The organism is Roseateles sp. Mitsp63 (genome assembly GCF_059491535.1).
Genome location: NZ_CP168509.1, coordinates 136,495 through 159,947, shown reverse-complemented (window position 1 = coordinate 159,947; position 23,453 = coordinate 136,495). Strand labels below are relative to the sequence as shown.

Annotated in this window: 17 protein-coding genes and 1 riboswitch; of the genes, 13 read left to right on the top strand and 4 right to left on the bottom strand. The window is 70.5% G+C overall.

Features of this window, described 5'->3' with window-relative positions; all coding sequences use genetic code 11:
* Positions 1-198: 198 nt before the first annotated feature.
* Entirely contained in the window at positions 199-1,095 is an 897-nt protein-coding gene (locus ACEN96_RS00670; protein ID WP_495586131.1) for a hypothetical protein, read from the bottom strand.
* Positions 1,096-1,138: 43 nt separating this feature from the next.
* Here ACEN96_RS00670 and ACEN96_RS00665 point away from each other — a divergent pair, with 43 nt between their 5' ends.
* From ACEN96_RS00665 to ACEN96_RS00655, 3 genes are read left to right on the top strand one after another with little or no spacing between them, the layout of a single operon-like run.
* On the top strand, positions 1,139-2,152 hold the full coding sequence (locus ACEN96_RS00665) for a fumarylacetoacetate hydrolase family protein (RefSeq protein ID WP_495586130.1): 1,014 nt from the start codon (positions 1,139-1,141) through the stop codon (positions 2,150-2,152).
* On the top strand, positions 2,133-2,810 hold the full coding sequence (locus tag ACEN96_RS00660; protein WP_495586129.1) for a DUF4197 domain-containing protein: 678 nt from the start codon (positions 2,133-2,135) through the stop codon (positions 2,808-2,810). Before ACEN96_RS00665 ends, ACEN96_RS00660 begins: the two co-directional genes overlap by 20 nt.
* 40 nt (positions 2,811-2,850) lie before the next feature.
* Positions 2,851-3,927 carry a homocysteine S-methyltransferase family protein gene (locus tag ACEN96_RS00655; RefSeq protein ID WP_495586128.1) on the top strand — a complete coding sequence of 359 codons (1,077 nt, stop codon included), beginning with the start codon at positions 2,851-2,853 and terminating at the stop codon, positions 3,925-3,927.
* A gap of 266 nt (positions 3,928-4,193) precedes the next feature.
* Here ACEN96_RS00655 and ACEN96_RS00650 read toward each other — a convergent pair whose 3' ends face one another.
* Positions 4,194-5,399 (bottom strand): HD-GYP domain-containing protein, encoded by a 1,206-nt coding sequence (locus tag ACEN96_RS00650; RefSeq protein WP_495586127.1) that lies wholly within the window; start codon positions 5,397-5,399, stop codon positions 4,194-4,196.
* Positions 5,400-5,553: 154 nt separating this feature from the next.
* Positions 5,554-5,656: riboswitch (S-adenosyl-L-homocysteine riboswitch) on the top strand.
* A gap of 69 nt (positions 5,657-5,725) precedes the next feature.
* Between ACEN96_RS00650 and metH the strand changes: the two genes are divergently transcribed.
* Positions 5,726-8,485, top strand: coding sequence for a methionine synthase (gene metH, locus ACEN96_RS00645; RefSeq protein ID WP_495586126.1), 2,760 nt, complete (start codon positions 5,726-5,728; stop codon positions 8,483-8,485).
* A gap of 176 nt (positions 8,486-8,661) precedes the next feature.
* Complete coding sequence (locus tag ACEN96_RS00640) at positions 8,662-9,318, top strand: glycine zipper 2TM domain-containing protein (protein ID WP_495586125.1); 657 nt, start codon at positions 8,662-8,664, stop codon at positions 9,316-9,318.
* A 98-nt stretch (positions 9,319-9,416) separates the two neighbouring features.
* On the opposite strand, the gene ACEN96_RS00635 is transcribed toward ACEN96_RS00640, so the two are convergent.
* On the bottom strand, positions 9,417-10,934 hold the full coding sequence (locus tag ACEN96_RS00635; protein WP_495586124.1) for a YifB family Mg chelatase-like AAA ATPase: 1,518 nt from the start codon (positions 10,932-10,934) through the stop codon (positions 9,417-9,419).
* A 447-nt stretch (positions 10,935-11,381) separates the two neighbouring features.
* On the opposite strand from ACEN96_RS00635, the gene ACEN96_RS00630 reads away from it, so the two are divergent.
* The 8 genes from ACEN96_RS00630 to gshA all read left to right on the top strand — a co-directional run bounded on the left by ACEN96_RS00630 (position 11,382) and on the right by gshA (position 22,425).
* Complete coding sequence (locus tag ACEN96_RS00630; RefSeq protein ID WP_495586123.1) at positions 11,382-12,107, top strand: TorF family putative porin; 726 nt, start codon at positions 11,382-11,384, stop codon at positions 12,105-12,107.
* 11 nt (positions 12,108-12,118) lie between these two features.
* A complete protein-coding gene (gene glnK, locus ACEN96_RS00625; protein ID WP_343635713.1) occupies positions 12,119-12,457 on the top strand; it encodes a P-II family nitrogen regulator in 339 nt (112 codons plus the stop codon).
* Positions 12,458-12,561: 104 nt separating this feature from the next.
* Positions 12,562-14,100 (top strand): ammonium transporter, encoded by a 1,539-nt coding sequence (gene amt, locus ACEN96_RS00620; protein ID WP_495586122.1) that lies wholly within the window; start codon positions 12,562-12,564, stop codon positions 14,098-14,100.
* Positions 14,101-14,175: 75 nt separating this feature from the next.
* Entirely contained in the window at positions 14,176-15,111 is a 936-nt protein-coding gene (locus ACEN96_RS00615) for a LysR family transcriptional regulator (protein WP_495586121.1), read from the top strand.
* Positions 15,112-15,234: 123 nt separating this feature from the next.
* Complete coding sequence (locus ACEN96_RS00610) at positions 15,235-16,047, top strand: putative hydro-lyase (RefSeq protein ID WP_495586120.1); 813 nt, start codon at positions 15,235-15,237, stop codon at positions 16,045-16,047.
* A 55-nt stretch (positions 16,048-16,102) separates the two neighbouring features.
* Positions 16,103-17,341, top strand: coding sequence for an MFS transporter (locus ACEN96_RS00605; protein ID WP_495586119.1), 1,239 nt, complete (start codon positions 16,103-16,105; stop codon positions 17,339-17,341).
* 49 nt (positions 17,342-17,390) lie between these two features.
* Entirely contained in the window at positions 17,391-21,038 is a 3,648-nt protein-coding gene (locus ACEN96_RS00600) for a hydantoinase B/oxoprolinase family protein (RefSeq protein ID WP_495586118.1), read from the top strand.
* 91 nt (positions 21,039-21,129) lie between these two features.
* Positions 21,130-22,425 carry a glutamate--cysteine ligase gene (gshA, locus tag ACEN96_RS00595; protein ID WP_495586117.1) on the top strand — a complete coding sequence of 432 codons (1,296 nt, stop codon included), beginning with the start codon at positions 21,130-21,132 and terminating at the stop codon, positions 22,423-22,425.
* Positions 22,426-22,455: 30 nt separating this feature from the next.
* Here gshA and ACEN96_RS00590 read toward each other — a convergent pair whose 3' ends face one another.
* Entirely contained in the window at positions 22,456-23,418 is a 963-nt protein-coding gene (locus ACEN96_RS00590; protein ID WP_495586116.1) for a LysR family transcriptional regulator, read from the bottom strand.
* Positions 23,419-23,453 lie beyond the last annotated feature (35 nt).

Here is a 23,453-nt window from a genome sequence, read left to right as displayed (position 1 = left end):
GTTATGGCCTGACGCGATGGATTCAAGCCCCATCGCTCCCAACCAGGCCATGACCCCATGGTGGCAGAACTTGCCGGACCGGATGCGCGAGGGCCCATGCATTTGTGGTGCCAACCGCACAGGGTTTCACGGATTCACGAATCGTCACGCGCGCACACACGGCCGTCGTCGATCCGGCATGCGCGCGGGACCTGTCCGTCAGTCCAGCAAGCGGAGCGCCCACTGCTCGTCGTCGTCCAGGCTGAAACGCAGCTCAACGGGCAGGAATCCGCGCTGGCCGTCGAGCCAGGCCGACCACTGCAAGGCCACCTGGCCCGCTCCGCGGGACCAGTCGCGCCGCAGCAGCCAACGGTCGCCATCGCGCGCGATCACCTCGAAATCCCAGTCGTGCACGCCGGACGGACCCGCGACCGGCACGCGCAGCCGCAGGCCCAGGTGGGGCGCGGGCTCGGCCGCCATCATCGCGGCGAGCTGCAGCCACCACGACAGCCGGTCCTGCGTGCCCGCCGACAGGGCAAAGGCGCGTCCGCCTACGAGCAGACGCGGCGGGGCGGCCTCCCGGTCGAAGATCAGCAGCTCGCGTTCGCGGCCGCGCCGCGTCACGCGGTGCCGTTCCGGCTGCAAGCCTTGCGCGCCGGCGCGGCCCTCGCTGTGCCACACCGGCAGCTCGCGATCGCCGGCGCGGCGCTCGAGGGTCAATGCATAGCGGCCATCCTCGATGCGGAAATCCAGCGCCGCTTCGCCGGGCTGGCCGTCGATGACGAAAGCGTAGGCGAGGGTGCCTTCACCGCGCAGCGGCAGCGCGAGCAGCGCGGGCACGGGCCGGGTCTCGAGCGGGGCAGGGGGCGATGCATCGTCGAGTCGGGCAGGCGCGGACCGCTGCCCGGCGGCGGCTCGCGTGACCGGCTTCGGCTCGCGCGGCTTTGGCGCCGGCGCGGAGAGCGGCGGCGGTACGCCGGCCAGGCGCGCGGTCACCGCCGGCGCCGCCACCGCGCGGGGCGCCGGGCGAGGCACCAGCGCGCCCAGCGCCGCCACGTGCAGCGCGAGCGCGCCGGCCAGCGCCACCGCCAGGGCGGTCCGGTCCTGAGGCGACAATGCCGCCACCGCTCGCCCGACGAATGACTGTCCGATCACAACAATGAAACTCGCTACCTACCGCGACGGGTCCCGCGACGGCCAATTGGTGGTCGTGTCGCGCGACCTGAGCCAGGCATGCTATGCCAACGGCATCGCGACGCGCCTGCAGCAGGTGCTCGACGACTGGAACTTCATGGCGCCGCAGCTGGAGTCGCTGTCCCAGCAGCTCAACCAGGGGCGCGCCCGGCATGCGTTCGCCTTCGATCCGAAGCAGTGCGCGGCGCCGCTGCCGCGGCTAGCCGGCTGGATCGCCGGCGAGGCCTATCCGGACCAGGGCAAGGCTTTGCGCGAGCGCGGCCTGGCCTGGCCGGAGCGCCTGAGCGCGCCGCTGCTGCGCGCCGGCGGCGCGGAGGCGCTGCTGGGCCCCGCCCAGGCGCTGGACCTGCGCGCGCCCGGCCTGGAGCCGGAGGCGCAGCTCGCCGTGCTGACCGGCGACCTGGCGCAGGGCGCGGTGCCGTCGCAGGCGCTGGAATCGGTCCGGCTGCTGATGCTGGTGAGCGACTGGGTGCTGCGGCCCGTGCAGCAGGAGGAACTCGCGAGCGGCTGGCCCGCGCTGCACAGCCGGCCGGCGCTGCAGTTCGCGCCGGTGGCGGTGACGCCGGACGAATTGCCCGGCGCCTGGTACCTGGGCCGCGCGGCGCTGCAGCTGCAGTTCATGCGCAACGGGCGCAAGCAGGCGGTGGTCGATGCGAAGACCGGCATGCAATGGTCCTTCGGCGACCTGCTCGCCGAGGCGGTCCGCAACCGGCCGCTGCGCGCGGGGACGCTGGTCGGCGCGGGATCGCCGGTGATCGGCAAGGTGATCGCGCTCGAGGCCGGCGACAGCCTGCGCATCGAGTTCAAGCTCGGCGACGGCCCGGGACCGTTCGGCGCCATCGACATGGACCTCGCCGAATCGGAAGATGCCGCCTCGGCCGATGTGGATGGCGGCGCCGGCAGGGACGGCCACGCCGACGACGATGCCGCCCCGGCGACCCCCCATGAAGGAGATCTCGATGAACCTGCTTCGACGTGAGCTGATCGCGTTGCTGGGCGCGGGCTGCGCCTCGCCCTGGGCGATGGCCTTCAGCCTGAGCGAAGGCGATGCCGCTTCCGGCGTGCGCGCGGCGCTGGAGCGCGGCGCCCAGGCGGCACTGACCAACCTCGGGCGCACCGATGGCTTCCTGGGCAATCCGCAGGTGCGCATCGAGCTGCCCGGCGCGCTGAAGGACGCCGCGCGGCTGCTGCGCAGCACCGGCCAGGGCCGCCGCATCGACGAGCTCGTGACCTCGATGAACCGCGCCGCCGAGCAGGCGATGCCCGAGGCCCGCCAGCTGCTGGTCAGCACGGTGCGCAACATCAGCGTCGAGGACGCGGTGCGCGTCGTGCGCGGCGGCGACAACGCGGTGACGCAGTTCTTCGAGGAGAAGACCCGCGAGCCGCTGACCACGAAGTTCCTGCCGATCGTGACCCGCGCGACCGAGCGCCAGTCGCTCAGCGAGAAGTACAACGCGGTGGCCGGCAAGGCCATGGGCTTCGGGCTGATCCGCAAGGAGGACGCCAACCTGCAGTCCTACGTCACCGGCAAGGCGCTGGACGGGCTGTACTTCATGATCGGCCAGGAGGAGAAGAAGATCCGCCAGGATCCGGTGGGCACCGGCAGCGCCATCCTGAAGAAGGTCTTTGGCGGATGAGAAGGCTGGGGCAGGGCGCGATTTTTTACAATCGCCTCCCATGAACGCCCCGACTCCCGCCCGTCCCGCCATCGCCTACACCCGCGGCGCCGCCTTGCCCGCCATCCTGGCGCAACGCATCGCCGTGCTGGACGGCGCGATGGGCACGATGATCCAGCGCTACAAGCTGACCGAGGCCGACTTCCGCGGCACGCGCTTCGCCGATCATCCCAAGGACCTGAAGGGCAACAACGACCTGCTGGTGCTGACCAAGCCCGAGGTCATCGGCGAAATCCACCGGCAGTACCTCGAGGCCGGCGCCGACATCATCGAGACCAACACCTTCGGCACGACCACCGTCGCGCAGGAGGACTACGGCCTGCAGGCCTACGCCTACGAGATGAACGTCGCCGCCGCGCGGCTGGCCCGCGAGGCCTGCGACGCGTTCAGCACGCCGGACAAGCCGCGCTTCGCGGCGGGCGCGCTGGGCCCGACGCCGCGCACCGCGTCGATCAGCCCCGACGTCAACGACCCGGGCGCCCGCAACATCGATTTCGACACGCTGCGCACGGCGTACTACGAGCAGGCCAAGGCGATGCTGGAAGGCGGCGTCGACCTGTTCCTGATCGAGACCATCTTCGACACGCTGAACGCCAAGGCGGCGATCTTCGCCGTTGACGAGCTGATGGAGGACACCGGCGAGCGCCTGCCGGTGATCATCTCGGGCACGGTGACCGACGCGTCGGGCCGCATCCTGTCGGGGCAGACGGTGACCGCGTTCTGGCACTCGGTGCGGCACGCGCGGCCGCTGGCGATCGGGCTGAACTGCGCGCTCGGCGCGGCGCTGATGCGGCCCTACATCGAGGAGCTCTCGAAGGCGGCCGGTGACACCCCGATCTCCTGCTACCCGAACGCCGGCCTGCCCAACCCGATGAGCGAGACCGGGTTCGACGAGACGCCCGACGTGACCGGCCGGCTGGTGGGCGAGTTCGCCGCCGCCGGCTTCCTGAACATCGCCGGCGGCTGCTGCGGCACGACGCCGGACCACATCCGCGCGATCGCGCAGAAGGTCTCGGCCTACCGGCCGCGCCGCTGGGGCAGCCGGCTGTTCAGCGACCTGGTGGCCGAAGAGGCCTGATCCCTCCCGCTCCCTCGCCCGCTTGCGGGGGAGCAACCGTGTCAAGCGCTGCTGCTGACCAACTCCCTCGCCCCCCGCGAGGGGGGAGAGGGCAGGGGAGAGGGGGTGCTTCGAAGGGCAGCAGCGCTGTGGCACGAGCCCCCTCTCCCCTCCCTCTCCCCGCTGGGGCGAGGGGGTTTACTACGACGTCCGGCTCTTACCCCCCGGCCCGCTTGCGGGAGAGGGTGGGGGTGAGGGCAGGGGGGGCAGCGGCCGGGCAGTCCAGCTCAGTAGAGCTTGAGCATCGCGTCCATGTGGATGCGCAGGCGGATCTCGTGCGGCGCCAGGCTGGCCGTGATGGCCTGCGCCGGCAGCCGCGTGTCGCGCAGCACCGGCACCGTCAGCGGCGTGCCGCTGCGTCCGACCAGCGCCGCCACCAGCGGCTCGTTGGCGCTGTGGCCGCGCTTGAGCACCATGCCCTGCTCGCCATTGGCCAGCTGCGCCAGCGAGCCCGGCGGATAGAGCCCCACCGCCTTGATCAGCGCGACCCCGGCCTCGTCCGGCTGCTGGCGTTCATCGAGGTAGACGGCCCGCGCCGCCTGGCCCGCGGACAGCGCCCGGCGGCTGCGCCGCGGACTCAGCCGCGCGCCGTAGACATCGATGCGGCGCAGCAGGCGCGCCATCAACTCGCCGTCGCAGCGGCCGGCGAGCGGCCCGGGCCCGGCGTCGTGATGCAGACGCACGGCGGCGAGCCAGTCGTCATCGTCCACGCCGATCTCGCGCAGCGTCGCCGCGGCCCGGTCGCCGTGCCCGGCGAGCGCCTCGCGCTGCGCATCGCCCAGCGCCTCGGCGCGTAGCGCGTGCTGGTCCTGCCGCGAGCCGCTGTCCAGGTTCATCGTCAGCGCCGCCAGGCCGAGCGTGCGCCGGCGGACTTCGCCCCAGCCGAGCTGGCGCGTGGTCATCTCCGCCAGCACCAGCGACAGCAGCGCATGGCGCGCGCTGTAGTGCAGCGGCTCCTGCGCGGCGTCATGGATCAGCACCGCCAGCGCCGCGTCCGGCTGCGGCGTCAGGCGCGCCAGCACCGTGTCCAGCAGCTGCGTCAGGCGCAGCAGGAAGTCGGGCCGCTGCGGGTCGCGCAGCACTTGCTGCGCGTGCCACTGCAGGTCGGCCCAGACGGCCGCGTGCGCGGGACCGGCCTGCGACGGCAAGGGCATCGGGCGGGTGGGCTTGTAGTCGGCCTTGGCGCCGGCGAGCGCCGACAGCGACGCGCCCTGCAGCATCATCGTGTCGAGCTTGTGGGCCAGCGCGCGCTGGTATTCGCGTGTCTCGTGCGCCTGCACCCAGGGGCCGCGGGCCAGCAGCTCGCGCACCTGCGGCGTGTCGGGCAGCGGATGCCCGGAGGCGAACAGCAGATGACCCGCCGCGTCGCGCAGCGAGAACGTCAGCACCTGTCCCACGCGCAGGCTGTTTGGAGGAAGTTGGACCAGGTCCACGCCGTCTTCCCGTTCGTTGTCGTTTGGGCGCGAGCATAGGCGCGCGCGCCGCGCGGCCGGGCAATGCGGCACGAACAAACCCGGGCCCAACCGGTAGAATGCACGCCGTTTCCGCCCTCGACCATGCCGCGTTCGCGGCATCGCCGGGGCGAAGGTTTCCGAGGAGCGTTGCGACAGGTCCCGTCATCCGGGTGCCCGCCAGGCTCGGAACGGCGCGCCAGATCCCGCGGCGCGTCCAACAACGGCGCTCACCGTCCCGCCTGCCGCGGGGTTGCGGTGAGTTGCGCGGCCCCGTCTCTCGTTCCCGACTCGAAGAGCCCGCCGCCATGTCCGCCACCCCTTCAGACGACGTCTCCGCTCCTTACGCGCCGGCCGTGCCGCCGATGAAGCTTTCCGGCCTGGAGCCGGTGAACATCGGCGCCGGCACGCTGTTCGTCAACGTCGGCGAGCGCACCAACGTCACCGGCTCCAAGGCCTTCGCGCGGATGATCCTGAACGGCGATTTCGAGCAGGCCTTGAGCGTCGCCCGCCAGCAGGTCGAGAACGGCGCCCAGGTCATCGACATCAACATGGACGAGGCCATGCTGGACAGCAAGGCCGCGATGGTCCGCTTCCTCAACCTGATCGCCTCCGAGCCCGAGATCGCGCGCGTGCCGATCATGATCGACTCGTCCAAGTGGGAGGTGATCGAGGCCGGCCTGAAGTGCATCCAGGGCAAGGGCATCGTCAACTCGATCTCGCTGAAGGAGGGCGAGGCCGAGTTCCGCCGCCAGGCCAGGCTGATCCGGCGCTACGGCGCCGCGGCGGTGGTGATGGCCTTCGACGAGACCGGCCAGGCCGACACCTACCAGCGCAAGACCGAGATCTGCGCGCGCGCCTACCGGCTGCTGGTCGACGAGATCGGCTTCCCGCCCGAGGACATCATCTTCGACCCCAACATCTTCGCGATCGCCACCGGCATCGAGGAGCACAACAACTACGCGGTCGACTTCATCGAGGCCACGCGCTGGATCAAGCGGAACCTGCCCGGCGCCAAGGTCAGCGGCGGCGTGTCCAACGTGTCCTTCAGCTTCCGCGGCAACGAGCCGGTGCGCGAGGCCATCCACACGGTCTTCCTGTACCACGCGATCCAGGCCGGCATGGACATGGGCATCGTCAACGCCGGCATGGTCGGCGTCTATGACGAGATTCCCGCCGACCTGCGCGAGCGCGTCGAGGACGTGGTGCTGAACCGCCGCGAGGATTCGACCGAGCGGCTGCTCGAGGTGGCCGAGTCGGTCAAGGGCGCGGCCAAGGACGACAGCGCCAAGCTGGCCTGGCGCGCGGGCGACGTCGACGCGCGCCTGTCGCATGCGCTCATCCACGGCATCACCGATTTCATCGTCGAGGACACCGAGGAAGCCTGGCAGGGCATCCGCGCCAGGGGCGGCCGGCCGCTGCATGTCATCGAGGGGCCGCTGATGGCCGGCATGAATGTCGTCGGCGACCTGTTCGGCGCGGGCAAGATGTTCCTGCCGCAGGTGGTCAAGAGCGCGCGGGTGATGAAGTCCGCGGTGGCCCACCTGGTGCCCTACATCGAGGAAGAGAAGCGGCTGATGGCGGCCGCGGGCGCGGATGTGCGCTCCAAGGGCAAGATCGTCATCGCGACGGTGAAGGGCGACGTGCACGACATCGGCAAGAACATCGTCACGGTGGTCCTGCAGTGCAACAACTTCGAGGTCGTGAACATGGGCGTGATGGTCCCGTGCCAGGACATCCTCGCCAAGGCGAAGGTCGAGGGCGCGGACATCATCGGCCTGTCGGGGCTGATCACGCCGAGCCTGGAGGAGATGCAGCACGTCGCCTCGGAGATGCAGCGCGACGACTACTTCCGCGTGAAGAAGATCCCGCTGCTGATCGGCGGCGCGACGACCAGCCGCGTGCACACGGCGGTCAAGATCTCGCCGCACTACGAGGGGCCGGTGGTCTACGTGCCCGACGCGTCGCGCTCGGTGGGCGTGTGCGCCGACCTGCTGTCCGACGAACGCGCCACGCGCTTCATCGACGAGTTGAAGTCGGACTACGAGCAGGTCCGCCAGCTCCATGCCAACAAGAAGCAGACGCCGCTGGTGACGCTGGCGCAGGCGCGCGAGAACAAGGCGCGCGCCAATTTCACGACCTACACGCCGCCGGTGCCGCGCTTCATCGGACGGCGCCAGTTCCGCAACTACGACCTGGCCGAACTGGCGCAGTGCATCGACTGGGGCCCGTTCTTCCAGACCTGGGATCTGGCCGGCCCGTTCCCGGCCATCCTCAAGGACGAGATCGTCGGGACCGAGGCGCAGCGCGTCTTCAGCGACGGCAAGCGGATGCTGCAGCGGCTGATCGAGGGCCGCTGGCTGACGGCCAGCGGCGTGATGGGCCTGTTCCCCGCCGCGCAGGTGAACGACGACGACATCGAGATCTACAGCGACGAGTCGCGCGCCGAGGTGCTGATGACCTGGCGCGGACTGCGCATGCAGTCGGAGCGTCCGGTGGTGGACGGCGTGCGCCGGCCCAACCGCGCGCTGGCCGACTACATCGCCGCCAAGGGCACGGTGCCGGACTACATCGGCCTGTTCGCGGTCACCGCGGGCCTGGGCGTGGAGAAGAAGGAGCAGCAGTTCATCGCCGACCTGGACGACTACTCCGCGATCATGCTGAAGGCGCTGGCCGACCGCCTGGCGGAGGCCTTCGCCGAGCGCCTGCATCAACGGGTGCGGCAGGAGTTCTGGGGCTATGCGCAGGATGAGGCGCTCAGCAACGAGCAGCTCATCGCCGAGGCCTACCGCGGCATCCGCCCGGCGCCCGGCTATCCGGCCTGCCCGGATCACCTGGTCAAGCGCGATCTCTTCCGCGTGCTGCAGGCCGAGGACATCGGCATGGCGCTGACCGAGGGCATGGCGATGACGCCGGCGGCCAGCGTCAGCGGCTTCTATTTCTCGCATCCGGAGGCCTCGTACTTCAACGTCGGCCGGATCGGCGACGACCAGGTCGCCGACTGGGCGGCGCGCATGGCGCTCGACCAGGCGGATGCGCAGCGGGCGCTGGCGCCGCTGCTCGGCTGACGGCCACACCTCCGGAATGAGGCCGCCGCGCAACGAAAAGCGCGGGACGCGGCCTTGTCCTACAGGGTTTGTTTCAGCCCTTTACAAACGGAACAGGAACGGGGAACCGCCACTTGTAACAGCGTGGCATTCTTCGTTCATCCCTCGGAGTAGGGGTAAACCATAAGAGGTGAATCATGGCGTTGAATACCAATCACAAGATCGCGGCGGGTGCCGTTGGGGCGGCCGTGCTGGTCGTGGCGGCCTTCTTCGCGGGGCGGCATCAGTCCGCGCCGTCGATGCCCGAGGGCCCGGTCGCCGCGGTGAACGACCCGCAGCAATCCGCGGACGAGGCCCGCGCGGCGCGCCGCTCCGCCGAGGACACGATGTCCCGCCCATCGCAGGAGCGCCGCGCGAATGACACGCACCGCGCCTCGCAGCAGCCGGCGCGCGACAGCGGCTCCAGCGGCTACGCGGACAACAACGGCCAGGCGGGCACGGCGCAAGCGGATTCGCGTCTGTGCGCCTCCTGCGCGACGGTGCTGTCGGTGCGGACCGAGGCCCGTGAAGGCCAGGGCACCGGCATCGGCGTGGTGGGTGGCGCGGTGGTTGGCGGCCTGCTGGGCAGCGCCATCGGCGGCGGCACCGGCAAGAAGATCGCCACGGTGGGTGGCGCGGTCGCGGGCGGCTACGCCGGCAACGAGATCGAGAAGCGCCAGCGCAGCACCACCGTCTGGGTGGTGAAGATGCGCAACGCCGACCAGACCAACCGCACGATGACCTTCAGCCACGACCCGGGCGTGCAGAACGGCGACATCGTCCGCGTGAGCGACGGTCAATTGGTTCGCCAGTAATCGCGTCGCGCGGACCAGGCGGTTCGCGCGAACCGAACGAAGAAGCGCCGGCCTGGACCGGCGCTTTTTCATTGGTGGCGACGGGCATGACCGCGTCCTCAATCCTCGCGGCCGGGGAGCGCGCGGCGCCACTGGATCGCCTCGCCGACGTGCAGCGCGGAGACGGTGTCGCAGCCCGCCAGGTCCGCGACCGTGCGCGCGATGCGCAGTACGCGATGGAAGCTGCGCGCCGACCAGGCGAGCCGGGTCGAGGCGCGATGCAGGATCGTTTCGGCCTCGGGCATCAGTGCGAGGTGCTCATCAAGCCTCGCCGCCTCAAGCTGGCCGTTGGCGCAGCCCTGTCGCGCGAGGGCGCGTTCCCGGGCCGCGGCGACGCGCGCCGCCACCGTCGCGCTGGTCTCGCCATCAGGCGCGGCCGAGAGGATGGCGGCCGCCAGCACCGGGACTTCGACGGTCAGGTCGATGCGATCGAGCAGCGGTCCCGACAACCGGTTCTGGTAGCGCGTGACTTGATCCGGCGAGCATCGGCAGGCCTTGTGCGGATTGCCGAGGTGGCCGCAAGGGCAGGGGTTCATCGCCGCGATCAGCTGGAAGCGCGCGGGGAACTCGGCCTGGTGGGCGGAGCGCGAGATGTGGACGCGTCCGGTCTCGAGCGGCTCGCGCAGGGCCTCGAGCGACATGCGCTGGAACTCAGGCAGTTCATCGAGGAAGAGCACGCCGTGCTGGGCGAGCGTGATCTCGCCGGGGCGGGGCGGGGAGCCTCCGCCGATCAGGGCCGCGGCCGAGGCGCTGTGGTGCGGCGCCCGGAACGAACGGCGCGCCCAGAGCGACGGCCGGAACTGGCCGTTGGCGCTGAGCAAGGCCGCCGATTCGAGGGCCTCGCTTTCCGACAGGGGCGGGAGCAGCGTGGGCAGCCGCTGCGCGAGCATGGACTTGCCGGTGCCCGGCGGGCCCACGAGCAGCACGCTCAAACCGCCCGCGGCCGCGATCTCCAAGGCCCGCTTCGGTCCGGTCTGGCCCTTGATGTCGCGCAGGTCGAGGAGCGTGTCGCCCGGCGGCGGCGGGGTACGCGCCACGCGGGGCAATGGCGCTTCGCTGCGAGGCTGCAGCGCGTTCACGAGGTCGAGCAGATGCGCGGCCTCGCGCACGACAAGGCCCTGCACCAGGGCCGCCTCGTCGGCGCAGCCGCGCGGCAGGATGAGCTCGCGATCGAGCTTGGCGGCTCGCAGCGCGAGGGCCATCGCGAGCGCGCCCTTGACCGGCCGCAACTCGCCGGACAGGCCGAGCTCGCCGGCGCATTCGATGTTGGCAAGCATCGCGTCGTCGATCTGGCCGCTCGCGGCCAGCAGCCCGAGCGCGATCGGCAGGTCGAAGCGCGCGCCTTCCTTCGGCAGGTCCGCGGGCGAGAGGTTGACGGTGATGCGCTTGTTGGCGGGGAACTCGAGGCCGCTGCTCTGCAGCGCGGCGCGCACGCGTTCCCGGGATTCCTTCACCTCGAGGTCGGCGAGGCCGACCAGCGTGAAGCTCGGCAGGCCGTTGGCCAGATGCACCTCCACATCGACCGCCGCGGCGGACAGACCGTCGAGCGCGCGGCTGTGGATGATGGACAGGGACATCGCCACGGTGATCACCGCGCGCTCAGCGTTTGGGCAGGCCGTTGAGTACGCCCCATCGCCGGTCTTCCGTGGGCACCAGGAGGCTGGCGGCAAAACGGTTGGCCGCTTGCTCACGAGGATCCGGCGCATCGTTCCACGCGACCGGCTGCTCATTCCCCTGCATTCGCCTGCCCTCCGCACTCGTTCGGTTCAACAGGCCGGCAGTGTCTCCAGTGACCCATTTCACGCCTAGCACCCTGTTGGGGCGTTTCAAGGGTTCTCCCCTCCCCCGGCCGCGCATGTTTTTGGTGCGTTCTGACGCTTGACGGGGCGGGCCGCTCCCCATTCTTGGGGCCGCGGGCCGGTTTGGGGCTCTTTCGAGGCGGATGTGCGCTTGGCACAAAAGCTGCAAAGCCCGTCCGGAAGCAGTCGTCCCGGATCGTCCCCTAAATTCAGGAGCCCTCGCGCATGAAGCCCCTCGCCGCCCTCCGCGCCGCCGCCGTCGTCAGCCTCGTCGCCGCCACCGCCCTTCCGGCGTTCGCGGAAGAGACCAATCCGCTGTCCTTCAACGTCAGCGTCACCTCCGACTACCGCTATCGCGGCATCTCGCAGACGCGGCTCAAGCCCGCGCTGCAGGGCGGCGTCGACTACGCCCATTCGAGCGGCTTCTACATCGGCGCCTGGGCCTCGACGATCAAGTGGATCAAGGACAGCGGCGGCGACGCCGACGTCGAGATCGACACCTATGCCGGCTACAAGACCGAAGTCGGCGGCGGCTTCACCGTCGACGTGGGCTTCCTGCGCTACAACTACCCGAGCAACAAGCTCCCCACCAGCGCCAACACCAACGAGCTCTACGGCGCTGTCTCCTATGGCCCGGCCACGCTGAAGTACTCGCACAGCATCAGCAACCTGTTCGGTTTCGCCGATTCGAAGAACAGCGGCTACCTCGACCTGAGCGCCACCTTCGACGTCGGCGGCGGCTTCTCGCTGACGCCGCACGTCGGCCACCAGAAGGTCAACCACAACAGCGAGGCCAGCTACACGGACTACTCGCTCACCGCGAACAAGGACTTCGAAGGCTTCACCTTCGGCCTCGGGGTCGTCGCCACCAGCACCGACGCCTACATCGGCGGCAAGGGCAAGGACCTGGGCAAGACCGGCGTGGTCCTGTCGGTCAAGAAGGTCTTCTGAGGAGCATCCGCATGAAACTGATCACCGCCGTCATCAAGCCCTTCAAGCTGGATGAAGTCCGCGAGGCGCTCAGCGCCATCGGCGTCCAGGGGCTGACCGTCACCGAGGTCAAGGGTTTCGGCCGCCAGAAGGGCCATACCGAGCTCTACCGCGGCGCCGAGTACGTCGTCGACTTCCTGCCCAAGGTGAAGATCGAAGCCGCCGTCGCCGACGGCGTCGTCGAGCAGGTCATCGAGGCCATCGAGGGTGCCGCCCGCACCGGCAAGATCGGCGACGGCAAGATCTTCGTCTCCCCGCTGGACCAGGTCATCCGCATCCGCACCGGCGAGACCGGCCAGGACGCGCTCTGACCCCGGCCTGACCGGCGCCTGACGGCGACCCCCCGATCCCGCCGCGGCCACCGAGGGAGGCCGCTCCCGCTGATCCCCAAGATCCAACGAAGAGAGTCCCGATCATGAAGAAACTACTCGCCTGCCTGGCCCTGGCCGCGGCGGCCTTTGCCGGAGCGGTCCCCGCCGCCATGGCGCAGGACGCGGCTTCCGCGCCCGTGGCCGCCGCCAGCGGCACGGCCGCCCCCGCTGCCGCCGCGGCGGTCCCGGCCACCGCGCCGGCCGCCTCGGCGCCCGCCGAAGCCGCTTCCGCCGCCGCGCCCGCGCCGGTGCCCAACAAGGGTGACGTCAGCTGGATGCTGGTCTCCACCCTGCTGGTGATCCTGATGACCGTCCCCGGCCTGGCGCTGTTCTACGGCGGCCTGGTCCGCAGCAAGAACATGCTGTCGGTGCTGATGCAGGTGATGGTGACCTTCTCGCTGATCCTGGTGCTGTGGGCCCTGTACGGCTACAGCCTGGCGTTCACCGAGGGCAACAAGTTCGTCGGGGGCTTCGACCGGCTGTTCATGAAGGGCATCTGGGACAACGCCGCCGGCACCTTCGCCAACGCCGCGACCTTCAGCAAGGGCGTGGTGATCCCGGAGATCGTCTTCGCCGCGTTCCAGGCGACCTTCGCCGGCATCACCTGCTGCCTGATCGTCGGCGCCTTCGCCGAGCGCATCAAGTTCAGCGCGGTGCTGCTGTTCATGGTCATCTGGTTCACCTTCAGCTACGCGCCGATGGCCCACATGGTCTGGTTCTGGATGGGCCCGGATGCGTACACCTCGACCGCCGTCGTGGACGAGATGAACAGCAAGGCCGGCCTGATCTGGCAGTGGGGCGCGCTGGACTTCGCCGGCGGCACCGTGGTGCACATCAACGCCGCCGTCGCGGGCCTGGTGGGCGCCTTCATGGTGGGCAAGCGCATCGGCTACGGCAAGGAGGCCTTCACGCCGCACAGCCTGACGCTGACGATGGTCGGCTCCGCGCTGCTGTGGGTGGGCTGGTTCGGCTTCAACGCCGGCTCGGCGCTGGAAGCCAACGGCTTCGCCGCGCTGGCCTTCATCAACACACTCTTCGCGACGGCAGCCGCCGTGCTGGCCTGGTGCGTGGGTGAAGCGCTGCTCAAGGGCAAGGCCTCGATGCTGGGCGCCGCCTCGGGCGCGGTGGCCGGCCTGGTCGCCATCACGCCGGCCGCGGGCAACGTCGGCATCGGCGGCGGCCTGGTGATCGGCCTGATCGCCGGCTTTGCCTGCCTGTGGGGCGTGTCGGGCCTGAAGAAGTTGCTGGGCGCGGACGACTCGCTGGACGTCTTCGGCGTGCACGGCGTGGGCGGCATCGTCGGCGCGCTGCTGACCGGTGTCTTCAACGCGCCGGGCCTGGGCGGCCCGTCGGCTGTCGGCGACTGGGTCACCGCGTCGATGATCACGGCGGATGCCTACTCGATCGCCTCGCAGGTCCTGACGCAGGGCAAGGCCGTGCTGGTGACCATCGTGTGGTCGGGCGTGGTCTCGGTGATCGGCTTCAAGGTCGTGGACCTGGTCATCGGCCTGCGCGTCACCGAAGAGGAAGAACGCGAAGGCCTGGACATCTCGGCCCACGGCGAGACCGCATATCACAAGTAAATCGAACGCTCCTGCAAACGCTCAGGCCGCCCTTCGGGGCGGCCTTTTTTTTGGGGCTGCCCATAATCCGCCGCCATGAATCTCCGCTTTGTCGAAGCCTTCCACTGGGCAGCCTCCTTGCGCAGCGTGACGCGCGCGGCGGAGAAGCTGCATCTCACGCAGTCCGCGCTGTCCAGCCGCATCGCCTCGCTCGAGGAGGAGCTGGGCGTGGTGCTGCTGGACCGTCGCGACAAGCAGTTCCGCCTGACGGTGGCGGGCCAGCGTTTCCACACGCTGGCGCAGCGGCTGCTGGACGTGCAGCGCCAGGTGAAGGAGGAAATGGGGGGCGGGACGGGGGGCGCCGGCCGGCCGGTGGTGCTGCGCATCGGCGCGATCGAGTCGGTGGTGCACAGCTGGCTGACGGGCTGGCTGCAGGAGATGCGTGCCGCGAATCCCGACTTCGAGCTGGAGTTGACGGTGGAGACCTCGCCGGTGCTGGTGGACCAGATCCGCCGCGGCGCGCAAGACCTGGTGTTCGCCGCGATCCCGGCCGCCGATGCCGGCGGCGTGCGCACCCGCGCGATGGCGCCGATGCCGATGGGATTCGTCGGCCGGGCGGACCTGCACACCAAGCGGCGCTACAGGCTGTCCGATCTCGCGGGGCATGACCTGCTGACCTTCCAGCGCGGCTCGCAGCCGCATCAGGCGCTGCTGCAGATGTTCCAGGAGTCCGGCCTGCCGCTGCCGCGCGTGCATGCGATCTCGTCGATCTCGGCGATGGTGCAGCTGGTGGAGGGCGGCTTCGGTGTCGCGACGCTGCCGGTGGCCGTCGCGGAGCAGCTCGCCAGGCGGCTCTCGCTGCGGGTGCTGCGCAGCGATGCCGCGCTCGTCGCGCTGCCGATCCACGCCAGCTACCGCGAGGATCCGAGCTCGCAGCTCACCGAGACGGTGCTGGCTTCCGCGCTGGACTTCGTGGCCCGGCAGAAGCCGTCCGGGAAAGCCCGCATGGCATCGGCGGCGCATCGGCGCTAAGCGGAAGCGCCGCTGTCGTCATCGAAAAAATCGATGACGCGACGCGCAAAATTTCCGTTGGATCACGAAGGCGGACGGCTCTCACAATCCGCCGCATCGTCCGACAGCCCCTGCGATCCCGCCATGACCTCCTCGACCGACAGCCTCGATCTCGACGCCGCGTCCAGCGCGCTGGATGTCCGCCTTGCCGCGCGCCGTGGCGGCTTCACCGGCCACACCAGCGGACTGGCTTCCGAGTTCGTGCAGGGCAACCTGGCGATCCTGCCGGCGTCCCTTGCCGACGACTTCCGCCGCTACTGCGAGCTGAATCCGAAGGCCTGTCCGCTGCTCGGCGTGAGCGAGCCCGGGGATCCGTCGCTGGCGGCGCTCGGCGCCGATCTCGACCTGCGCACCGACCTGCCGCGCTACCGCGTGTGGCGGGACGGCGAGCTCGTCGACGAGCCCGCCGACGTCCGCGCGTGGTGGCGCGACGACCTGGTCGCCTTCGTCATCGGCTGCTCGTTCTCGTTCGAGCACGCGCTGCTGGCCGAGGGCATCCCGCTGCGCCACGTGGCGCAGGGCCGCAATGTCGCGATGTACCGCACCAGCATCGAGACGCAGCCGGCCGGCGTGTTCCGCGGCCCGACCGTCGTGTCGATGCGGCCGCTCAATGCCGCCGACGCCATCCGCGCGATCCAGATCACCTCGCGGCTGCCGCAGGTGCATGGCGCGCCGCTGCACCTGGGCGATCCCGCGCGCATCGGCATCCGCGACATCGACCGCCCGGACTACGGCGATGCCGTCGACATCCGCGACGGCGAGCTGCCGGTCTTCTGGGCCTGCGGCGTGACGCCCCAATCGGCGATCGCCACGGCGCGCCCGCCGTTCTGCATCACGCATGCGCCGGGCTACATGCTGGTCACCGACCTGCTGAACCGGGACCTGGCCGCCGCCTGATCCAGGCCTGATCCGTTCCTGATCGCGCTTCCACCACGACCAAGGGGAATCCCAGATGTGGCTCCGAGACACCACGCCTTCCGAGCGGCGCACGCTCACCGCGACCTTCGCCGGCTACGCCGTCGACGGCTTCGACTACATGATCTACACCTTCCTCATTCCGACGCTGATCGCGGCCTGGGGCATGAGCAAGGGCCAGGCCGGCGCGATCGCGACCGGCGCGCTGCTGACCTCGGCGGTCGGCGGCTGGGCGGCCGGCGTGCTCGCGGACCGCTACGGCCGCGTGCGCGTGCTGCAGTGGACGGTGCTGTGGTTCGCGCTCTTCACCTTCCTGAGCGGCTTCACCACCTCGTTCGAGCAGCTGTTCTTCACCCGCGCGATGCAGGGCTTCGGCATGGGCGGCGAATGGGCGGTGGGCTCGGTGCTGATCGCCGAGACGATCAGCGCGAAGCATCGCGGCAAGGCGGCCGGCCTGGTGCAGAGCAGCTGGGCGATCGGCTGGGCCTGCTCGGCGCTGGCGTTCTGGGGCCTGTACTCGGCGCTGCCGCCGGAGACCGCGTGGAAGGTGCTGTTCTGGATCGGCATCCTGCCCGCGCTGCTGATCCTGTACATCCGCCGCAACCTCGACGAGCCGCCGGTCTACCTGGCCGAGCAGGCCCGCGCCAAGGCGCGCGGGCAGCGCGCCAGCTTCCTGCGGATCTTCTCGCCGGACTTGCTGCGCAACACGGTGCTGGCCAGCCTGCTGGCCACCGGCATGCAGGGCGCGTACTACTCGGTGACGACCTGGCTGCCGACCTTCCTCAAGACCGAGCGCCACCTGTCGGTGCTCGGCACCAGCGGCTACCTGCTGGTGCTGATCGCGGGCTCCTTCGCCGGCTACCTGACCAGCGCCTGGCTGTGCGATGCCATCGGCCGGCGCCGCTGCTTCATGCTGTTCGCGCTGATGGGCGGCGTGCTGGTGCTGGCCTACACGCAGATGCCGATCACCGACGCCCTGATGCTGGTGCTGGGCTTCCCGCTCGGCTTCTTCCTGTCGGGCATCTTCTCCGGCATGGGCGCCTTCCTCGCGGAACTGTTTCCCAGCGACGTGCGAGGCTCCGGCCAGGGCTTTTGCTACAACATCGGACGGGCGCTGGGCGCCGCGTGTCCGGCGCTGATCGGCCACTTCAGCACGCAGTACCCGCTGGGCCAGACGCTGGGCTGGATGGCGGCGCTCTGCTACGGGCTGGTGATCGCCGCCGCGCTGGCGCTGCCCGAGACCCGCGGCCGCGAGCTGGCCCCGGCCGCCGCCTGAGCGCCTTCGCAACGGCCCCGACGACCTCCCTCGATTCCTGGATCTCACGATGCAAGCCACCCCCACCTCCGATCGCTGGCAGTTCTGGATCGACCGCGGCGGCACCTTCACCGACCTGGTCGGCCGCGCGCCGGACGGCGCGCTGCACACCCTCAAGCTGCTGTCCGAGAACCCCGAGCACTACCGCGACGCGGCAGTGGAGGGCATCCGCCGGCTGCTCAGCCTGAAGCCCGGCGAGCCCATCACCGCCGACCGCGTCGACTGCGTGAAGATGGGCACCACGGTCGCGACCAACGCGCTGCTGGAGCGCCGCGGCGACCGCACGCTGCTGGTGACGACGCGCGGCTTCCGCGACGCGCTGCGGATCGCCACGCAGGCGCGGCCCAAGCTGTTCGAGCGGCACATCCAGCTGCCCGAGCTGCTGTACGAGCGCGTCATCGAGGCGCAGGAGCGCGTCGACGCGCAGGGCGCCGAGATCGAGCCGCTGAACGAGCCCGCGCTGCGCGCCGAGCTGCAATCGGCCTTCGACGCCGGCCTGCGCGCCTGCGCGATCGTGTTCCTGCACGGCTGGCGGGCGCCGGCGCATGAGCTGGCCGCCAAGCGCATCGCGCAGAACATCGGCTTCACGCAGATCTCGGTCTCGCACGAGGTCAGCCCGTTGATGAAGCTGATCCCGCGCGGCGACACGACCGTCGTCGACGCCTACCTGAGCCCGATCCTGCGCCGCTACGTCGACCAGGTCGCGGCCGAGATGCCCGGCGTGCGGCTGTTCTTCATGCAGAGTTCCGGCGGCCTGACCGAGGCGCGGCGCTTCCAGGGCAAGGACGCGATCCTGAGCGGGCCGGCCGGCGGCATCGTCGGCATGGTGCGCACCGCGCAGGCGGCCGGCCACGACAAGGTGATCGGCTTCGACATGGGCGGCACCTCGACCGACGTCAGCCATTTCGCCGGCGAGTTCGAGCGCGCCTTCGACACCGAGGTCGCCGGCGTGCGCATGCGCGCGCCGATGATGAGCATCCACACGGTGGCGGCGGGCGGCGGCTCGGTGATCGCCTTTGACGGCGCGCGCTTGCGGGTGGGACCGGCCTCGGCCGGCGCGAATCCAGGCCCGGCGAGCTACCGCCGCGGCGGGCCGCTCGCGACCACCGACGCCAACGTGATGCTGGGCCGCATCCAGCCGGCGCATTTCCCCAAGGTCTTCGGGCCTGGCGCGGATCAGCCGCTTGACGGCGAGGCCGTGAAGACGCGCTTCGACGCGCTGGCCGCGCAGATGTCGGCGGGCGGCCGACGCGTGAGCGCGGAGGACGCCGCCGCCGGCGCGCTGCAGATCGCCGTCGGCGCGATGGCCAACGCGATCAAGCGGATCTCGGTGGCGCGTGGCTACGACGTCACCGGCTACACGCTGCAGTGCTTCGGCGGGGCGGGCGGTCAGGCGGCCTGCCTGGTCGCGGACGCGCTCGGCATGACGCGCATCCTGGCCCATCCGTTCGCCGGCGTGCTCAGCGCCTATGGCATGGGCCTGGCCGACCAGACCGCGATGCGCGAGGCCTCGATCGAGCGCGCGCTCGACGTGGAGGGCTTGCAGGCCGCGCGCGAGACCGCCCTCGCGCTGGCCGCGCAGGCGGGCGGCGAACTCGAATCCCAGGGCGTGCCCGCGGGCGCGCTGCGGACCATCGCGCGCGCGCAGGTCCGCTACCAGGGCACGGACACGGCGTTGACCTGCCAGCTGCCGCTGGACGAGCCCGCGCCGGCCGCGATCGCCGCGATCCGCGAAGCCTTCGAGCAGGCCTATCGCCGCCGTTTCGCCTTCCTGATGCCGGACCGGGCGCTGGTGATCGAGGCGGTGTCGGTCGAGGCGCTCGCCGCCGGTGCGTCGCTGGAGGCGCCGGCGCAGGCCGGCATCGCCAGCACGCATCATCCGAAGCCGCTCGAGCGCGTGCGCATGTACTGCCTCGCCGATGACCAGCCCGCCGGCTGGCGCGATGCCGAGCTGCATCACCGCGATGCGCTGAGCCCGGGCGCGCGCATCGACGGCCCGGCCATCGTCGCCGAGCGCAACGCGACGACCGTCGTCGACGCCGGCTGGCGCGCCGAGCTGCAGCCCTCGGGCGACCTGCTGCTGACGCGGATCCGCGAGCGCGCCCGTACCCGCGCGCTGGGCACCGAGGCCGACCCGGTCGTGCTGGAGGTGTTCAACAACCTCTTCATGAACATCGCCGAGCAGATGGGCCTGCGGCTCCAGAACACGGCGCACTCGGTCAACATCAAGGAGCGGCTGGACTTCAGTTGCGCGCTGTTCGACGGCCAGGGCCAGCTGATCGCCAACGCGCCGCACATGCCGGTGCACCTGGGCTCGATGAGCGAGTCCATCCGCTCGGTCATCGAGCGCAACCCGGACATGGCGCGCGGCGACGTCTACGTGCTCAACGATCCGTACCACGGCGGCACGCACCTGCCGGACATCACCGTCGTGACGCCGGTCTTCCTCGACGAGGACGACGTCCGCCCCGGGTTCTTCGTCGCCAGCCGCGGCCACCATGCCGACATCGGCGGCATCACGCCGGGCTCGATGCCGCCGTTCTCGCGCGACATCGGCGAGGAGGGCGTGCTGATCGACAACTTCAAGCTGGTCGAGCAGGGCCGCCTGCGCGAGGCGGAGCTGCAGGCGCTGCTGCGCTCGGGGCCGCATCCGAGCCGCAATCCGGCGCAGAACCTGGCCGACCTGCGCGCCCAGGTGGCGGCCAACGAGAAGGGCGTGCAGGAGCTGCAGGCGATGGTGGCGCAGTTCGGCCGCGCCACCGTCCAGGCCTACATGCGCCACGTGCAGGACAACGCCGAAGAGTCGGTGCGGCGCGTGATCCCGGTGCTGAAGGACGGCGCGTTCACGCTGGCGCTGGACAACGGCGCGCGCATCCATGTCGCGGTGCGCGTGGACACGGCCGCGCGGCGGGCGACGGTCGATTTCACCGGCACCAGCGAGCAGCAGCCCAACAACTTCAACGCACCCCGGTCGATCACGATGGCGGCGGTGCTCTACGTGTTCCGCACGCTGGTCGATGACGCGATCCCGCTCAACGCGGGCTGCCTCAAGCCGATCGAGGTGATCGTGCCGGAAGGCTGCATGCTGAATCCGCGCTTCCCGGCGGCGGTGGTGGCGGGCAACGTCGAGACCTCGCAGTGCGTGACCAACGCGCTGTACGGCGCGCTCGGCGCGATGGCGGCCGGCCAGTGCACGATGAATAACTTCACCTTCGGCGACGCGACGCATCAGTACTACGAGACCATCTCGGGCGGCTCCGGCGCCGGGCCGGGCTTCGACGGGACCTCGGTGGTGCAGACCCACATGACCAACTCGCGGCTGACCGATCCGGAGGTGCTGGAGTTCCGCTTCCCGGTGCGGCTGGACAGCTATGAGATCCGGCGCGGCTCGGCCGGCGCCGGCCGCTGGCGCGGCGGGGAGGGCGGCGAGCGCCGCGTGCGCTTCCTGACGCCGATGACCGCCTCCATCCTGAGCAACGGCCGCGCCACAGGCGCCTTCGGCATGGCCGGCGGGCAGCCGGGGGCGGTCGGGGAGAACCGGGTCGAGCGCGCGGACGGGCGCGTGGAGCCGCTGGGCCACATCGGGCAGGTGGAGATGGCGCCGGGGGACGTCTTCGTCATCCGCACGCCCGGCGGGGGAGGGTACGGCATCTCCTGAGGCCCCTCTTGAGTTGCCACGGATAACCCCCATGTGGGCGTGCCTAGAATCAGAAGACCCGCCCCCCAGGCTGTTCCAGGCGCCGCCCATCATGGTCCCTCATCTCATCACCGCCCTGACCGGGCCCATCAATGAACTGGAGCAGCGCGTGCTCGAGTCGATGCCGGCGATCGAACGCTGGTTCCGGCTCGAGTGGATGGAGCACACGCCGCCCTTCTACAGCTCGGTCGATCTGCGCAATGCCGGCTTCAAGCTGGCGCCGGTGGACACCAACCTGTTCCCCGGCGGCTTCAACAACCTGACGCCCGAGATGCTGCCGCTGGCGGTCCAGGCGGCGATGGCGGCGATCGAGAAGATCTGCCCCGAGGCCAAGAACCTGTTGCTGGTGCCCGAGGCCAGGAACCGCTCGAGCTTCTACCTGTCCAACCTGGCGACGCTGGTGCGCATCTTCTCGATGGCCGGGCTGAACGTGCGGCTGGGCTCGCTGGACGAGTCGGTCAAGGAGCCCACGACGATGGCGCTGCCCGACGGCAGCGCGCTGACGCTGGAGCCGCTGGTGCGCCAGCGCTCGCGGCTGATGCTCAAGGACTTCGATCCCTGCACCATCCTGCTGAACGACGACCTGTCGGGCGGGGTGCCGGACATGCTGACCCACCTGCACGAGCAGTACCTGCTGCCGCCGCTGCACGCGGGCTGGGCCGCGCGGCGCAAGAGCCAGCATTTCCGCGCCTACGAGGAGGTCTCCAAGAAGTTCGCCAAGCTGCTGGGCATGGACCCGTGGCTGATCTATCCGCACTCGGTCGCGGTGGACGGGCTGGACTTCGGCACCGGCGCCGGGCTCGACGCGCTGCAGGCGCAGGTCGACGCGACGCTGACGCGCACGCGCCGCAAGTACAAGGAATACGGCATCCAGGAGAAGCCCTTCGTCGTCGTCAAGCCGGACGCCGGCACGCACGGCTTGGGCGTGATGACGATCCGCGACGCGAAGGACCTGGACGCGCTGGCGATCAAGGCGCGCGAGAAGCTGGCGAAGCTGCAGGGCGTGCCGGCGCTGTCGCAGGTGCTGGTGCAGGAGGGCGTGGCGACGCACGAGCGCATTCATGAAGCGGTGGCCGAGCCGGTCGTCTACATGATGGACCGCTACGTGGTCGGCGGCTTCTACCGCGTGCACGCCGATCGCGGCGAGGACGAGAACCTGAACGCGCCGGGCTCGCGCTTCGTGCCGCTGGCGTTCGCGCACTCCTCGCACTTGCCCGCGCCGGGCGAGAAGCCGGGCGCCAGCGCGCCGAACCGCTTCTACATGTATGGCGTCATCGGCCGCCTGGCGATGCTCGCGGCGAGCTACGAGCTCGAGACCACCGATCCGGACGCCGAGGACTACGCCTGAGGCGGCGGCGGCGGCCAGGCCGGCCTGGCATCAGGCGCCGGCCGCCTCCACGCCGCCGATCTCGACCAGCAGCTGCCGGAACCGGTCCACCGCCTCGATCTGCATGCCGGGCTGGTGCCAGACGCTCATCGGGCCCAGGCCCAGGTCCACCGCGTGCGGCAGCATCACGACGATGCCGCCCTTGGCCGCGGCCATCGCCATGTCGTGCGGCATCACCGCCACCAGCGGCATCTCACGCATCAGGCCGAGCGCCAGCATCGCGTCGCCGCTCTCGATCAGGTCGGCCGGCGGCGCCAGCCCCATCTCCTGCCAGAGCCGGTCCATCAGCGTGCGGGTGCGCGTGCCGGGCAATTGCCAGATCCAGCGCTGCCGGCTGAGCGTTTCCCAACTCAGCCGCGGCTGGCGCGCGAGCGGGTGCTGCGCGCTCATCGTCAGCACCTCGGGCTGCGGCAGCAGCGGGGCGCGTACCAGGCCGAGCGGCTCGTCCTGCGGCATCGCCCGCGCCACGACCAGGTCCAGCGTGCCCGCCTGAAGCTCGGTGAACAGCGAGCGCAGCGCATGGGTGCGCACGCTCAGCGTCACGCCCGGGTTCTCCGCCTTCATCGCCGTGATCGCGATGGGCAGCAAACGGGCGAGCGCCGCGTTGGTCGCACCGATGCGCACCTCGCCGGACGCGCCGCGCACCATCGTGGCGACATCGGCGGCGGCGCGTTGCACGTCGCCATCGAGCTTGCGCGCCAGCGCCAGCAGCCGCCGGCCCAGCGGCGTGAGCTGCATGTTGCGTCCGCGCCGCAGGAACAGGGTTTGTCCCAGCCCCTGCTCCAGTTCCGCCAGCGTCTTGCTTACCGCCGGCTGCGTGACGTGCAACTGATCGGCCGCCGCGCTGATGTTGCCTGTGTCGTTGAGGGCCAGCAGCACCCGCGCATGACGCAGCGACATGCGTCTGAGAACGAAGTGTTCGGCGGCCTCGGGAGCGATCGGCAACGCGTTCATAACCAAATATTCACAAGTTCATCACAAAGCATCAT